Annotated in this window: 11 protein-coding genes; 8 read left to right on the forward strand and 3 right to left on the reverse strand. The window is 70.5% G+C overall.

Annotated elements, in window-relative coordinates; translation table 11 throughout:
- Positions 1 to 219: 219 nt before the first annotated feature.
- Positions 220 to 813, forward strand: a complete 594-nt coding sequence (locus OG885_RS36295; protein WP_405739011.1) for a histidine phosphatase family protein — start codon at positions 220 to 222, stop codon at positions 811 to 813.
- Here the strand turns inward: OG885_RS36295 and OG885_RS36300 are convergent.
- Positions 795 to 1,238: a DUF6314 family protein gene (locus OG885_RS36300; protein ID WP_405739014.1), complete on the reverse strand. Its 444-nt coding sequence runs from the start codon at positions 1,236 to 1,238 to the stop codon at positions 795 to 797. The two genes, OG885_RS36295 and OG885_RS36300, sit on opposite strands and share 19 nt — an antisense overlap.
- Positions 1,239 to 1,364: 126 nt before the next feature.
- Between OG885_RS36300 and OG885_RS36305 the strand changes: the two genes are divergently transcribed.
- Positions 1,365 to 3,842 carry an alpha-L-arabinofuranosidase C-terminal domain-containing protein gene (locus tag OG885_RS36305; protein ID WP_405739017.1) on the forward strand — a complete coding sequence of 826 codons (2,478 nt, stop codon included), beginning with the start codon at positions 1,365 to 1,367 and terminating at the stop codon, positions 3,840 to 3,842.
- Here the strand turns inward: OG885_RS36305 and OG885_RS36310 are convergent.
- The gene (locus OG885_RS36310) at positions 3,829 to 4,275 is read right to left on the reverse strand and encodes a carboxymuconolactone decarboxylase family protein (RefSeq protein ID WP_405739020.1); all 447 of its coding nucleotides are present in this window, start codon (positions 4,273 to 4,275) and stop codon (positions 3,829 to 3,831) included. The two genes, OG885_RS36305 and OG885_RS36310, sit on opposite strands and share 14 nt — an antisense overlap.
- Positions 4,276 to 4,440: 165 nt before the next feature.
- Here OG885_RS36310 and OG885_RS36315 point away from each other — a divergent pair, with 165 nt between their 5' ends.
- Genes OG885_RS36315 through OG885_RS36340 form a run of 6 tightly spaced genes read left to right on the forward strand, consistent with a single transcriptional unit; the run spans position 4,441 to position 11,996 of the window.
- Positions 4,441 to 7,113: a YfhO family protein gene (locus OG885_RS36315; RefSeq protein ID WP_405739023.1), complete on the forward strand. Its 2,673-nt coding sequence runs from the start codon at positions 4,441 to 4,443 to the stop codon at positions 7,111 to 7,113.
- Positions 7,114 to 7,158: 45 nt separating this feature from the next.
- Positions 7,159 to 8,187, forward strand: coding sequence for an N-acetyl-gamma-glutamyl-phosphate reductase (gene argC, locus OG885_RS36320; protein WP_405739026.1), 1,029 nt, complete (start codon positions 7,159 to 7,161; stop codon positions 8,185 to 8,187).
- Complete coding sequence (argJ, locus tag OG885_RS36325) at positions 8,184 to 9,335, forward strand: bifunctional glutamate N-acetyltransferase/amino-acid acetyltransferase ArgJ (protein ID WP_405739029.1); 1,152 nt, start codon at positions 8,184 to 8,186, stop codon at positions 9,333 to 9,335. Before argC ends, argJ begins: the two co-directional genes overlap by 4 nt.
- Positions 9,332 to 10,246 (forward strand): acetylglutamate kinase, encoded by a 915-nt coding sequence (gene argB / locus OG885_RS36330; RefSeq protein WP_405739032.1) that lies wholly within the window; start codon positions 9,332 to 9,334, stop codon positions 10,244 to 10,246. The genes argJ and argB overlap by 4 nt, the downstream gene beginning before the upstream one ends.
- Positions 10,243 to 11,430, forward strand: a complete 1,188-nt coding sequence (locus tag OG885_RS36335; protein ID WP_405739035.1) for an acetylornithine transaminase — start codon at positions 10,243 to 10,245, stop codon at positions 11,428 to 11,430. The genes argB and OG885_RS36335 overlap by 4 nt, the downstream gene beginning before the upstream one ends.
- Before the next feature lie 20 nt (positions 11,431 to 11,450).
- Positions 11,451 to 11,996, forward strand: coding sequence for an arginine repressor (locus OG885_RS36340; protein WP_329341213.1), 546 nt, complete (start codon positions 11,451 to 11,453; stop codon positions 11,994 to 11,996).
- 88 nt (positions 11,997 to 12,084) lie between these two features.
- On the opposite strand, the gene OG885_RS36345 is transcribed toward OG885_RS36340, so the two are convergent.
- On the reverse strand, positions 12,085 to 12,873 hold the full coding sequence (locus OG885_RS36345; protein ID WP_405743033.1) for an FAD:protein FMN transferase: 789 nt from the start codon (positions 12,871 to 12,873) through the stop codon (positions 12,085 to 12,087).
- Positions 12,874 to 12,876 lie beyond the last annotated feature (3 nt).

Genomic DNA, 12,876 nt, shown 5'->3' on the forward strand with positions numbered 1-12,876 from the left:
CGTTGGACTGCAAGGCGGAGGAGGGCGGCGACGCGGAGCGTCGTCAACCGACGACAACGCCGCAGGCCGGCGTGCCAGCCCCCGCGTCTGCGGCATGATCCGCCGGACAGGTCCTAGGCCCCCTCGTTTCAGGTGACTTGTCCGGCCCCGTCCCGACCTTGGCGTAACTCCCGGGTAACACCCCTTGACCTGCGTACTTTCTCCACTCACCATCACCGCATGGCACTCCGGGTCACATTCGTCGCCGCCGCCCGCAGCTCCCCGCTGCTCGCGGAACGCTTCGAGGACGACCGGCCCCTCGATCAGGCCGGCTGGGACGAGGTGCAGCGCGCCGCACAGGAGCTGCTGCCCCTGGCCGCCGCCGAGCTGCGCTACTGCTCGCCGACCCCGCGCAGCCGCGCCACCGGCGACGCCCTCGGTTACGCCCCGCTCGTGCAACTCGCCCTGCGGGACTGCGACATGGGCCGCTGGCGTGGGCTGACGCTGGGCGAGGCGATGGCGCGCGAGCCGGAGGCGGTGGACGCCTGGCTCGCCGATCCACGCGGCGTTCCGCACGGCGGTGAGTCGCTGCTGGCGTTCATCACCCGGGTCGGCGGCTGGCTCGACACCCGCCCCGTGGGCGACGGCGGCCGGATCGTCGCCGTGGCCGAACCCTCGGTGGTCCGGGCGGCCCTGGTGTACGCCCTCAAGGCACCCCCCTCGACCTACTGGAACATCGACGTGCGTCCCCTGTCGACGACCACCCTCACCGGCCACGCGGGCCGCTGGAACCTGCGCTTCGACGGGGCGTCGACTCAGTCGTCCCGGGCGTAGTCGGTCGTGAGCACCAGGTCCTTGGCGGGGCCGCCCACCCGCCAGGCGGTCCGCCAGTGGTCGGCGTCCAGGACGCTGAACTCGCCGCGGTAAAGGTCCGCCGAGCACGGATGGTCGGTGACATGCCGACCGGTCGTCAGGTCCAGGTTGTGAAAGGGGCGGCCGTCGGCGAAGCGTACGTCCGCCGTCCCTGAGCGTGGACCCGGTAGGAAGCGCAGCGTCCGTTCGGCGGGGCGCGGGACACCCTGCCAGGTGAAGGTGCCGGACTCGTGGTGCAGAAGGCCGCCGCCCTCCAGAGGGCTGAAAACCGTCGTGCCGGAGAACTCCCCTTCCGCTCCGCTCGCCAGGTCGCGTACGGAGCGCGCCACCCTCCAGCTTCCGGCCAGATATGCCAGTACATCCGGCACTGGCCAGAAATCTTCCATTCCTGCTTCCCTTCCGACACTTTCGAAACCCCGCGACCCATTGACGCTCCCGAACCCCCTCCCTATCTTGCCGTTCGAAGTGCTGATCAGCGTCTGGGATTTCGAACATCGAGCCGCGGAGTATTCATGTCACGCACCCGCTGGAGATACGGCATAGCCGCCACCGCCCTCCTGGCGGCGGCCGGCCTCATCCCCGCCCCCGCCCACGCCGAGGACGTCACCGACTACGCCATCACCGTCGACCCCACCGCCAAGGGCGCGAAGATCGACGACACGATGTACGGCGTCTTCTTCGAGGACATCAACCGGGCCGCCGACGGCGGTCTGTACGCCGAGCTCGTGCAGAACCGGTCCTTCGAGTACTCCACCGACGACAACAAGTCGTACACGCCCCTGACCTCCTGGACGGTCGACGGCACCGGCCAGGTCGTGAACGACGACGGGCGCCTGAACGCCCGCAACCGCAACTACCTCTCCCTGGGCGCCGGTTCGTCCGTCACGAACGCGGGCTACAACACCGGCGTCAGCGTCGAGGAGGGCAAGCGGTACGACTTCTCGGTATGGGCCCGCGCCGCGGCCGGCACGACCCTCACGGTCACCCTTCAGGACGCCGACGGCGGCCTGGCCGCCGCCCGCCAGGTGGCCGTGACGAAGAGCGGCTGGGCCAAGTACAAGGCGACCTTCACCGCCACCCGCACCAGCAATGCGGGGCGCCTCACCGTCGGCTCCTCCGCCGCGACCGCGCTCGACATGGTGTCCCTCTTCCCGCGTGACACCTACCGGAACGAGTCCAACGGCCTGCGCAAGGACCTCGCCGAGAAGATCGAGGCCCTGCACCCCGGCTTCGTCCGCTTCCCCGGCGGCTGCCTGGTCAACACCGGCTCCATGGAGGACTACAGCGAGGCCTCCGGCTACCAGCGCAAGCGGTCGTACCAGTGGAAGGACACCATCGGGCCGGTCGAGGAGCGCGCCACCAACTCCAACTTCTGGGGCTACAACCAGAGTTACGGCCTCGGCTACTACGAGTACTTCCGCCTCTCCGAGGACATCGGCGCCATGCCGCTGCCCGTCGTCCCGGCCCTGGTGACCGGCTGCGGCCAGAACAAGGCCGTCGACGACGAGGCGCTCCTCAAGCGGCACATCCAGGACACCCTGGACCTCATCGAGTTCGCCAACGGCCCGGTGACCAGCGAATGGGGCAAGAAGCGCGCCCAGATGGGCCACCCCAAGCCCTTCCACCTCACCCACATCGAGGTCGGCAACGAGGAGAACCTGCCCGAGGCGTTCTTCGCCCGGTTCCAGGAGTTCCGCGCCGCCATCGCGGCGAAGTACCCCGACATCCAGGTCATCTCCAACTCCGGCCCGGACGACTCCGGTACGACCTTCGACACGGCGTGGCAGCTCAACAAGGACGCCAAGGTCGACATGGTCGACGAGCACTACTACAACAGCACCCAGTGGTTTCTGCAGAACAACGACCGCTACGACACCTACGACCGGAGCGGCCCGAAGGTCTTCCTCGGCGAGTACGCCTCCTTGGGCAACGCGTTCAAGAACGGCCTCGCCGAGGCGGCGTACATGACCGGCCTGGAGCGCAACGCGGACGTCGTCAAACTCGCCTCGTACGCACCGCTGTTCGCCAACGAGGATTATGTCCAGTGGCGGCCGGACCTAATCTGGTTCAACAACCACGCCGCCTGGAACTCGGCCAACTACGAGGTCCAGAAGCTGTTCATGAACAACGTCGGCGACCGGGTCGTTCCCTCGACCGCCACCGGCACCCCCTCGCTCACCGGCCCCCTCACCGGTGCCGTGGGCCTGTCCACCTGGGCGACCACCGCCGCCTACGACGACGTCCAGGTCACGGACGCCGACGGCAACTCCCTGCTCAGCGACGACTTCTCCGGTGACGCCTCGAAGTGGACGCACACCGGCGGCGGCAGCTGGAGCGTCCAGGACGGGCAGTACGTGCAGACCGACGTCGCCGCCGAGAACACCATGGTGTCGGCCGGTGACACCAACTGGCACGACTACGACCTGAAGGTGAAGGCCACCAAGAAGTCCGGCAAGGAGGGCTTCCTCGTCGCCTTCGGCGTCAAGGACACCGGCAACTACTACTGGTGGAACCTGGGCGGCTGGAACAACACCCAGTCCGCCGTCGAACAGGCCGTGGACGGCGGCAAGTCCACGCTGATCTCCAAGGCCGGCACCATCGAGACGGGCCGCACCTACGACATCGACGTGAAGGTGCGCGGCCGCCAGGTCACCCTGTACCTCGACGGTCAGGAGTGGGGCAGCTTCACCGACGACAAGCCGGCCGAGCCGTTCCGCCAAGTCGCCACCTTGGACAAGAAGTCCGGTGACCTGATCGTCAAGGTCGTCAACGCGCAGGCCACCGCGGCCCGTACGGCGATCGACCTCGGCGGTGCGAAGGTCGCGTCCAAGGCGCGGGTCACCACCCTGGCGGCCGACGCGAACGCGGTGAACACCGAGACGGAGACTCCGGTCGCTCCGGTGAGGTCCACGTTCGACGGGGTCGCCGACAAGTTCACGTACACCTTCCCGGCGAACTCCGTCACCTTCCTGCGGATCAGGCAGAAGTAGGCGGGTTGTCAGGGGGCGTGGGCTGCTGCCGGTCGACCGGCAACAGCCCACGCTCGTCGAACACCTTCTTCGCGACGAACGTGGCGTTCAGGGCCCGCGGGAAACCGCAGTAGCCGGCGGAGTGCAGCAGCGCCTCGACGATCTGCTGGGGCGTCAGACCCACGTTCAGCGCCGCGTTGATGTGCACCTCCAGCTGGGGCTCGCAGCCGCCGAGCGCGGTGAGCATCCCCAGCGTCACCAACTGGCGGTCCCGCGGCGCGAGTTCCGGCCGGGAGTAGATCTCGCCGAAGCCCCAGGCGACGATCTGGTGGCCCATCTCGGGGCTGATGTCGGCGAGCGAGTCGATGACCCGCTGCCCGACCTCGCCGTCGACACGCCGCAGCACCTCAAGGCCCTGGGCGAAACGCTCTTCACGGGTGGCGCCGTCCGTCATGTCATACCCTCCATTAACCTTTGAATAAGCTGGAATTCATTCCACCACTTTCGGCGACCGCACAACCGGTCGTATTCCCCCTCTGTCTAAAAGGGCGCAGTGAATTGCTGCGAATGGACGCACGGGGATGAACCCCCGGACGGGGGGCCCGAATTGCACAGCGGTATGCCAAGACCTCGACGGGCCGCGGCCGGACTCGCGGCGCTGATCACCGCCGTCGTCTTCTGCGCCGCCGACGCCGTCGCCCGCAGCTACCCCTTCGGCCCCCGCACCCGCACCGTCAACGACCTGGGCAACCAGTACGTGCCCTTCCACGCCCACCTGTGGGACCTGCTGCACGGCAGGGCCGACGGCGGGCTCCTGGTCAACTGGCAGTCCGGGTACGGCAGCAGCTTCCTGCCCGACCTCGGCACCTACCTCACCAGCCCCTTCGCCCCGCTCGTGGCGCTGTTCCCGCGCGACGAGATCGACCTCGCGGTGTACGTGATCACCGTGCTGAAGGTCGCGTGCGCCGCGGCCGCCATGGCCTGGCTGCTGCTCGCGCTGCGCCCCGGCCGCTGGTGGGCGGCGGGGCTCCTGGGGGCGTCGTACGCCCTGTGCGGATGGACCGTGGCCGCGGCCGTCTACAACCTCATGTGGCTCGACGGCCTCATCGCGCTGCCGCTGCTGTGCCTGGTCGGCGAATGGATTCTGCAGCGGCGCCGGCCACTTCTCGGGGTGCTGGTCGTGACGGCGGCCTGGATCGCCAACTTCTACACCGCGTACATGGCCACCCTCGCCGCCGCTCTCGTCCTGCTGCTGCGCCTCGCCCTCTCCGGCCACCCGCCTCGCCGCAAGGCCGCGGTGGCGGGCCGCGCCGGGCTGACCGTGGCGCTCGGGGTGGGCCTGGCCGCACCGGTCGTCTCGGTGATCTACTTCGGCACCACCCACGCCTCCCCCGGCAGGTTCACGCGGTTCAAGCCGGTGGGGACCGAGGACCTGCTGGCCCGGCTGCTGCCGACGACGTACAGCTTCGGTTCACCGGCGCTCTACGTCGGCACCACCGCCCTGCTCCTCGCCCTCGCCCTGCCCTTCCACCGGGCGGCTCCCCGGCAGGTGCGCGCCGGGTGGAGCCTGCTGGTGACCGCGGTGATCCTGTCGATGCAGTGGGACCCGACCCATCTGCTCTGGCACGCCTTCGCCGCCCCGCAGGGCAGTCCGTACCGGCAGGCCTTCGTGGTGTGCGCGCTGCTGGTGATGGCGGCCTGGCACGCGCTCTCGTACGGCGTGCCCGCCCCGCGCGCCCTGGGCGCGGCCGCCGGCCTGCTCGCCCTGCTCGTGGCCGTCGCGAGCCGGAGCGGGCTCGTGCGTCAGATCGCGTGGCCGGTCCTGCTGCTCGCCGTCGCGGGCACGGTCGTCGGGCTGGTGCTGCTGGGCGTGGCGAGCGGGACGGGCGGATGGCGGCCCCTCGGTGAGCGTGCCCGGCGTCTTCTCCGCGTTGGCGACCGGCGTCCGGTCGGTGAGCGTGCCCGGCGTCTTCTCCGTGTCGGCGACCGGCGTCCGGTCGGTGAGCGTGCCCGGCGTCTCCTCCGTGTCGGCGACCGGCGTCCGGTCGGTGAGCGTGCCCGGCGTCTTCTCCGCGTCGGCGACCGGCGTGGGCTCGGCAAGGGCGCTCGTCGCCGCGTGCTGGTCGCGTGCGCCGCCCTCCTGCTCCTCGGTACCCAGTTCGGCGAGACCGTCGCCACGTCGGCCGTGGCGTCCCGGCTGCGGCTCGCGCATCTGGACGACTACGCGCCCTGGGGTGACCGGCAGCGGCGGCAGGAGGAGGCGGTCGCGGGGGCCGACGGCTGGCCGCGCTACCGCACCGACCCCGGCCGGGAGCAGACCGTCGCCAACGATCCGATGCTCGTGGGCGGCCAGGGCGCCCAGTACTACAGCAGCCACACCTCCGACGTGCTCCTGCGCACCCTCACCGCGCTCGGCGGCGGCTGGACCTCGGGCGGCCGCAGTCTGCAGAGCCTGGACAACTCCGTCACTGACGTGATCTTCTCCGTCGGCGCCCGGGTGCACTCCCCGCCGGACCCGCACCAGAGCCGACACCCGGAGGCGGGCGGCCGGGTGACCGTCAGCCGCCAGGACGTGCCGCCTCTGGTGACCGTACGACCCACGACCACCACCGGCCCCGCCTTCGGACCCTCGCCCTACCGCAACCAGGAACTGCTCCTCGGCGCCCGCGTCTACACCCTGCCCGACCTCACCGTGCGCCCCGAGACCCTCACGGCCCGGTGCCCGGCCGGCAGCGAGGTCTATCTCTGGGCCCCGCGCTTCTGGGGCACGGCCCGGCTCACCGGTGCCCCGGGGCCGACCGGCCGCTTCAGGGCGGACGCGAGCAGGCGCGCCGCCATGCAGCGCCTCGGTACGGTCCCGCCGTCCGGCCGGCTGACGATCGGGCTGTCCGCGCACCGCCCCGGTGTGATCCCGGACGGCGCGGTCGGCTGTCTGGACACCGGCGCGCTGCATGACGTCGTCCAGCGGCTCAGGACCACCGGCGCCACGGTGGTCACCGTCTCCGACGGCACGATCCGGGCGGAACTCCCCGCCGGGAGCACCGGGACCGCGGTCGTCGCGGCTCCCAGGATCGCCGGCTGGCGCTGTGCGGCCGGCGACGCGGCGGTGGAACCCGCGGGGGACTACCACGGGCTGGTGTCCGTGCCCTTGGGCGGCGGGTCGGACTCCGTCACCTGTACGTTCCGTCCACCGGGGTTGAGGCTGGGGCTCGCGGTCGGGGGAGCGGCGCTCCTGTCGCTGCTGCTGCTCGCCGCCCTGGGCGTCGTCCGACGATCACCCAAGATTGCATAAACGTGCATCGCTGCGTATAGTCATGCCATCCAAGAGGAGGGTGACATGGCGGTACGTGCGGCAGTGGCCGGAGCGAGCGGTTATGCGGGCGGCGAGGCCCTGAGGCTGCTCCTGGCCCACCCCGAGGTCGAGATCGGTGCCCTGACCGGCAACTCCAACGCCGGCCAGAAGCTGGGCGCCCTGCAGCCGCATCTGCTGCCGCTGGCCGACCGAGTGCTCCAGGAGACCACCCCCGAGGTGCTCGCCGGGCACGACGTCGTGTTCCTCGCGCTGCCCCACGGCCAGTCCGCCGCGGTCGCCGAGCAGCTCGGCCCGGACGTCCTGGTCGTCGACATGGGCGCCGACTTCCGGCTCAAGGACGCGGCCGACTGGGAGCGGTTCTACGGCTCCCCGCACGCCGGGACCTGGCCCTACGGCCTCCCCGAACTGCCGGGTGCCCGTGCCGCGCTGGAGGGGTCCAAGCGCATCGCGGTGCCCGGTTGCTACCCGACCGCCGCCACGCTGGCCCTCTTCCCGGCGTACGCCGCCGGGATCGCCGAGGCCGAGGCCGTGATCGTCGCCGCCTCCGGCACCTCCGGCGCGGGCAAGGCACCCAAGGCGCATCTGCTGGGCAGCGAGGTCATGGGGTCCATGACGCCGTACGGCGTCGGTGGCGGCCACCGGCACACGCCCGAGATGATCCAGAACTTCAGCGGGGTCGCCGGGGAGCGGATCACCGTCTCCTTCACCCCGACCCTCGCCCCGATGCCCCGCGGCATCCTCGCCACATGCAGCGCCAAGGCCCGTGCCGGGGTCACCGCCGAGTCCGTCCGCGCCGCCTACGAGAAGGCCTACGCCGACGAGCCCTTCGTCCACCTCCTCCCCGAGGGACAGTGGCCCGCCACCGCGTCCGTCTACGGTTCCAACGCCGTTCAGGTGCAGGTCGCGTACGACGAGACCGCAGGCCGCATCATCGCGATCAGCGCCATCGACAACCTCACCAAGGGCACCGCGGGCGGTGCCGTACAGAGCATGAACATCGCCCTCGGTCTCGACGAGACCACCGGGCTTTCCACGATCGGAGTCGCACCGTGAGCGTCACGGCAGCCAAGGGATTCCGGGCGGCGGGCATCGCCGCCGGAATCAAGGAGAACGGCAACCCCGACCTGGCCCTCGTGGTCAACGACGGGCCCCGCCGCGCCGCCGCCGGTGTCTTCACCTCCAACCGTGTGAAGGCCGCCCCCGTCGTGTGGTCCGAACAGGTCCTCAAGGACGGGCAGTTGACGGCCGTCGTCCTCAACTCCGGTGGCGCCAACGCCTGCACGGGCCCCAAGGGCTTCCAGGACACCCACGCCACCGCCGAGAAGGTCGCCGACGCGCTCGGCATCGGCGCCATCGAGGTCGCCGTCGCCTCCACCGGCCTCATCGGCGTCCTGCTCCCGATGGACAAGCTGCTGCCCGGAGTCGAGACGGCCGCGGCCCAGCTCTCCGAGCACGGCGGCGAGAAGGCCGCCATCGCCATCAAGACCACCGACACCGTCCACAAGACGTCCGTCGTCACCAAGGACGGCTGGACGGTCGGCGGGATGGCGAAGGGCGCGGGCATGCTCGCCCCCGGCCTCGCCACCATGCTGGTCGTCCTGACCACGGACGCCGATCTCCCGAGTGACGTGCTGGACAAGGCTCTTCGCGCCGCCACCCGCACCACCTTCGACCGCGTCGACTCCGACGGCTGCATGTCCACCAACGACACCGTCCTGCTGCTCGCCTCGGGCGCCGCCGAAGTCACCCCGGCCCACGACGAGTTCGCCGAGGCCGTACGCCAGGTCTGCGACGACCTCGGTCAGCAGCTCATCCGGGATGCCGAGGGCGCCAGCAAGGACATCAAGGTCGAGGTGGTGGGCGCCGCGACCGAGGAGGACGCCGTCGAGGTGGGCCGCTCCATCGCCCGCAACAACCTCCTCAAGTGCGCCATCCACGGCGAGGACCCCAACTGGGGCCGCGTGCTCTCCGCGATCGGCACCACCAAGGCCGCCTTCGAGCCGGACCAGCTCAACGTCGCCATCAACGGCGTCTGGGTCTGCAAGAACGGCGGCGTCGGCGAGGACCGCGACAACGTCGACATGCGCTACCGCGAGGTGCACATCGTCGCCGACCTCGCCGCCGGCACCGAGACCGCCACGATCTGGACCAACGACCTCACCGCCGACTACGTCCACGAGAACAGCGCGTACTCGTCATGAGCAACCCACCCGCGCGGAAGCACACCGCCCTCCCCAAGGCCCAGATCCTCATCGAGGCGCTGCCCTGGCTGGTCCGGCACAACGGCAGGACCGTCGTCATCAAGTTCGGCGGCAACGCCATGATCGACGAGGACCTGAAGCGCGCGTTCGCCCAGGACGTCGTCTTCCTGCACCACGCCGGCCTCAAGCCGGTCGTCGTGCACGGCGGCGGCCCGCAGATCAGCGCCGCCCTCGACCGGCACGGCATCGTCAGCGAGTTCAAGGCCGGCCTCCGCGTCACCACCGAGGACGCCATGGACGTCGTACGGATGGTGCTGGCCGGACAGGTCCAGCGTGAGCTGGTCGGGCTCCTCAACCAGCACGGGCCGCTGGCCGTCGGGCTGACCGGCGAGGACGCGCACACCATCACCGCCACCAAGCACCAGCCCGAGATCGACGGCGAGTTGGTCGACATCGGGCGGGTGGGCGAGATCACCGCGATCGACACGGGCGCGATCGAGGCACTCCTCGCCGACGGCCGCATCCCGGTCGTCTCGTCGATCGCCCGTAGCCAGGACGACGGACATGTCTACAACGTCAATGCTGATACGGCGGCTGCGGCACTCGCGGCTGCTCTGGGAGCGGAAACTCTCATGGTCCTCACGGACGTCGAGGGCCTGTACGAGGACTGGCCCCACTCCGACGAGGTGATCAGCCGCCTCACCGCCTCCCAACTGGAGAAGCTGTTGCCGGAGTTGAGCTCCGGCATGGTCCCCAAGATGGAGGGCTGCCTGCACGCCGTGCGCAACGGCGTCAACACCGCCCGGGTCATCGACGGACGGGTCCAGCACTCGATCCTGCTGGAGATCTTCACCGACGAAGGCATCGGCACGATGGTCGTGCCGGACGCGCAAGAGGGGGATGGGGAATGACCGGCAATCAGGAGCTCACCCAGCGGTGGCAGGGCTCGCTCATGAACAACTACGGCACCCCCCGCCTCCCCCTCGTCCGCGGCGAGGGCCTCAAGGTCTGGGACTCCGCGGGCACGCAGTACTACGACTGGGTCGGCGGCATCGCCACCAACGCGCTCGGCCACGCCCACCCGGCCATCGTCGACGCCGTGAGCAGGCAGATCGCGTCCCTCGGGCACATCTCCAACTTCTTCATGGCCGAGCCGACGATCGCCCTCGCCGAACGGCTGCTCCAGCTCTTCGGCCGGGACGGCAGGGTCTTCTTCTGCAACTCCGGCGCCGAGGCCAACGAGGCCGCCTTCAAGATCGGCCGGCTGACCGGGCGCGGCCACATGGTGGCCACGCAGGGCGGCTTCCACGGCCGCACCATGGGCTCCCTCGCCCTCACCGGCCAGCCCGCCAAGCAGACCCCGTTCCTGCCGCTGCCGGGTGACGTCACCCACGTGCCCTACGGCGACGCGCAGGCGCTGGCCGCCGCGGTCACCGAGGACACCGCGTTCGTCGTCATCGAGCCCGTCCAGGGCGAGAACGGCGTCGTGGTCCCGCCCGCCGGCTACCTCAAGGCGGCCCGGGCGATCACCGCGGCGAAGGGCGCGCTGCTCGTCCTCGACGAGGTGCAGACCGGCATCGGCCGGACCGGGCACTGGTTCGAGTACCAGGCCCACGAGGGAGTACTGCCGGATGTCGTGACCCTCGCCAAGCAGCTCGGCGGCGGACTGCCGCTCGGCGCGACCGTCGCCTTCGGCCGGGCCGCGGAACTGCTCCAGCCGGGCCACCACGGCACGACCTTCGGCGGCAACCCGGTCGCCTGCGCCGCGGGACTCGCCGTGCTCGACACCATCGCCGGTGAGGGCCTGCTGGAGAACGTGAAGCGGCAGAGCGCCGCGCTGACCGACGGAATCGAGTCGCTGGGGCACCCGCTGGTCGACCATGTCCGGGGCTCCGGGCTCCTCCTGGGTATCGTGCTCACCGAGCCGCTCGCGCCCCGTGTGCAGCAGGCGGCTCAGGACGCCGGTTTCCTGGTGAACGCGCCCGCCCCCGATGTCGTACGGCTGATGCCGCCGCTGAACCTCGGCGACGACGAGGTGGCTGCGCTGCTCCAGGCGCTGCCCGGCGTTCTTGACGCGGCACACGGGGACGGATGATCCGGAGAAATGAGACGTCGATGAGCCAGGCGCAGGAGCATGAGCAGAACGGGGCGGGCGGGCCTGCGGTGCCGCAGACCCGCACGGCGCGGCACCGCCGGATCGTGGACATCCTCAACCGGCAACCGGTGCGGTCGCAGAGCCAGTTGGCGAAGCTGCTGTCCGACGACGGGCTGAGCGTCACCCAGGCGACGCTCTCCCGGGACCTCGACGAGCTCAACGCGGTGAAGATCCGCAACAACGACGGTGACCTGATCTACGCGGTGCCCAGTGAGGGCGGGTTCCGTACGCCTCGGGCGCCGCTCGGGGAGTCCGCGAAGGAAGAGCGGATGCGGCGGTTGTCGCAGGAGCTGCTGATCTCCGCGGAGGCTTCGGCGAATCTGGTGGTGTTGCGGACGCCGCCCGGTGCTGCGCAGTTCCTTGCCTCGGCCATTGATCAGGCTGAGCTGCATGACATCTTGGGGACCATCGCGGGTGACGACACGTTGTTGTTGATCAGTCGGGACCCGGTGGGTGGGCAGGCTTTGGCTGAGCACTTGTTGCGGTTGGCTCAGAACGGGCATTGAGCGTTGTCGGGTGCGGGTAGGTGGGGGCTGGTCGCGCCCACGCGGCGGAGCCGCAAATCGATACAGCCCCGCGCCCCTCAAAAGCCTTTCACCCGAGCCTTGCTGCCAAGCCGCCCGTACATCTCACCTCGTCGCCCGCTGTGATCAAGAGTGCCTCTACGTCCGGTAGGCCCTCCAGCCAGCGCAAGCCCTCTCGCGAACCCATCGCGAACGCCGCTGTTGCCCAGCAGTCCGCCCAGGTCACGCTCGGGGTCACCACCGTCACCGCCACCAAGTCGGTGACCGCCGAGCGGCCCGTGCGCGGGTCGACTATGTGGGCGCCGCGTTCCGCCGTACCGGATGTCGCCACGGCCAGTTCGCTCGCGCCCGCCGCCGACACCACCGCCGCCAAGCCCCCCGGCCGCAAGGGATCTGCCACGCCCACCCGCCACGGGCGCTGCGGTCCCGGCGTTCCCAGCAGCTGTACATCCCCGCCGCCGTTGAGGCTGACCCCGGTCGCGCCCGCCTTCATGAGGCGTCTGGCCGCGCGCTCCACCGCCCAGCCCTTGACGATGCCCGTCGGGTCGAGCCGGCCCTCGTAGCGGAGGCTGAACCAGCCGTCGCTCAACCGTTCGGCCTCCGCGCCCAGTTCGAGGACCTCGGCGACCTCCGGATCGCACTCCTCGACGGTCAGTTCGCCCTGCGCCAGCCGGGAGATCTGGCTGTCGTCCCGGTAGGTGCTGAACACCGCGTCCACCCGGTGCAGCCCGGCGACCGCCTCCGCGAGTGCCGCCCTGACGGTGTCAGGGTCCCCGCCGCGGACGTCGAAGGAGAAGACGGTCCCCATGACCTCCTCCGCATGACGTACCGCGGCGGGAGCTTCTGCCGGTTCGGCCACGGT

It is taken from the genome of Streptomyces sp. NBC_00028, from assembly GCF_045041065.1.
GTDB lineage: Bacteria > Actinomycetota > Actinomycetes > Streptomycetales > Streptomycetaceae > Streptomyces.